General features: G+C 61.3%; 1 pseudogene. It reads right to left on the bottom strand.

Annotated elements, in window-relative coordinates:
* Positions 1–16: 16 nt before the first annotated feature.
* Positions 17–958, bottom strand: a pseudogene (locus CK224_RS30535) (IS630 family transposase).
* Positions 959–1,052: the final 94 nt, after the last annotated feature.

Raw genomic sequence — 1,052 nt, 5'->3', positions numbered from 1 at the left:
CTAGAGCGGGATGAAGTCATCTCCGGTCGTATCCTGCATTGGCGAAGTAGTTTGAGCACTCGGCGGGTGTCGTCCGGTTGAGGATTTCGCCGATCGCCTGGCAGACGGTCTCGGCCGTCCGTTTGGCCGCCTTTCGAAGCCAGTGTTTGAGCTTGGCGAAGAACTGTTCGATGGGATTTGAGGTCGGGTGAGTATTTGGGCAGGAGAATCAACTTGGCCCCTGCCTTGCGAATGGTGCGACGCACGGCCTTGCCCTTATGCGAGCCGAGATTGTCCATGACGACGAGGTCGCCGGGCTTCAGGGTCGGAACCAGCACGGTCTCGATATAGAGGCGGAAGCGCTCGCCATTGATCGGCCCATCGATGAGCCATGGCGCGGTGATGCCGTCATGGCGCAAGGCGGCCAGGAACGTCATGGTTTTCCAGTGGCCGTGCGGCACCTTTGCCTTGATGCGCTGCCCAACTGGCGCCCAGCCTCTGAGTGGCGCCATGTTGGTCTTGGTCCAGGTTTCGTCGATGAACACCAGGCGGGCAGGATCGATGCGGTTCTGATAGGCCAGCCATTGCGCCCGTCGGCGCGCTACGTCGGGGCGATCCTGCTCGGCCGCGACCAACGTCTTTTTTTGTACGACAGACCCTCGGCGTGGACGAACTCCCAGACCGAGCGATAGTCGACCTCAAGCCCTCGTTCGGCGAGCTCGGCGACAAGCCCGCGCAGCGTGAAGGCCTGCTTGCGGCAGCGCTCAATGAGCCAGTCGCGCCAGGCCCCCGATAGCTTCTTCGGCTTGGAACCACCGACTTTGCGCGGTGCTACGCTGCCGGTTTCCTCATCGAGCTTCACCCACTCGATCGCAGCGCTGTAGCTGACCCCGAAACGCTTCGCAGCTGCGCGCCGCGACATTCCCTCTGTCTTCACCGCCGCCACGACGCGCTCTCGCAGATCCATCGATAGTGCCATCCATGCTGGCCTCCTTCCCAGCATGAATGGTGAATCATAAACCCGCTGATTTGGGAATCCTCAACGACTCCCAACAATTTCATCCCGCTCTAGC

Origin of the sequence: Mesorhizobium sp. WSM3862 (genome assembly GCF_002294985.1) — a bacterium.
Taxonomy (GTDB): domain Bacteria; phylum Pseudomonadota; class Alphaproteobacteria; order Rhizobiales; family Rhizobiaceae; genus Mesorhizobium.
The sequence above is the reverse complement of the archived record's forward strand: the minus strand, read 5'-3'. Positions and strand labels throughout refer to the sequence as shown.